The organism is Nocardiopsis alborubida, from assembly GCF_012396365.1.
GTDB classification, from domain to species: Bacteria; Actinomycetota; Actinomycetes; order Streptosporangiales; family Streptosporangiaceae; genus Nocardiopsis; species Nocardiopsis alborubida.
The window spans coordinates 1-1,052 of record NZ_JAAXPG010000075.1; the positions used below are offsets into that span (position 1 = coordinate 1).

The following is a 1,052-nucleotide window of genomic DNA, read 5'->3' on the forward strand; positions in this document are numbered from 1 at the left end:
TGTATTGACCACTGAGGTTGGTAACACCCACCCCACCTGACACACACAAAGAGGGCCTCCGGTAACGGTGTGGATTGCGACATCTACCACCGGACCGGAAGGCCCTCGATGCCCCACACTACCCACGCCAACGCCACACTCACACCCGCCGGACGCCTGGCCCTGGCCCGCTGCATCGTGGAGGACCAGTGGCCGCTGCGCCGGGCCGCCGCGCGCTTCCAGGTCTCCCCCACCACCGCCCGCCGCTGGGCCGACCGCTACCACGAACACGGCGAAGCGGGAATGCACGACCGACCCAGCCGCCCGCACCACTCACCACGGCGCACCCCCACCCGCCGCGAACGCCGCGTGATCAAACTCCGCGTCCTGAAAAGATGGGGGCCGGCCCGCATCGCCGGTCACCTGGGCATGCACGCCTCCACCGTGCACCGCATCCTGACCCGCTACCGCACGCCCCGCCTATCCCACCTGGATCGGGCCACCGGCCGGTGCGTGCGCCGTTACGAACGCCAACGGCCAGGCGAACTGGTGCACGTGGACATCAAGAAACTCGGCTGTATCCCCGACGGCGGCGGCCACCGCACCCAAGGCCGTATCCAAGGCCGTCGCAACCGCGCGGCCACCACGGGCGTGGTCCGCAACGCCCGCCACGAGCCGCGGCTGGGCCACGTCTTCCTGCACACCGCCTTGGACGACCACACCCGTTTGGCCTACACCGAGCTCCTGGCCAACGAGAAAAAGGAGACCGCCACAGGGTTTTGGGAACGGGCCCGTGCCTACTTCGCGTCGGTGGGCATCACGGTGGAGCGGGTCCTGACCGACAACGGGGCCTGCTACAAGTCCCACCTGTGGCGCCAGACCCTGGCTGGGGCGGGCATCACCCACAAACGCACCCGCCCCTACCGGCCCCAGACCAACGGCAAGGTCGAGCGGTTCCACCGCACCCTGACCGAGGAATGGGCCTACGCCCGCCCCTACACCAGCGAAGCACAAAGGCGGGAGGCGTTCGCGGGGTGGTTGCATCACTACAATCATCACCGGTTCCACACCGC

Annotated in this window: 1 protein-coding gene; it reads left to right on the forward strand. The window is 68.7% G+C overall.

Going from position 1 to position 1,052, the window contains the following annotated elements:
* Nucleotides 1–108 precede the first annotated feature (108 nt).
* A partial coding sequence (locus HGB44_RS31530) for an IS481 family transposase (RefSeq protein WP_168444234.1) occupies nt 109–1,052 on the forward strand: 944 nt, incomplete at its 3' end.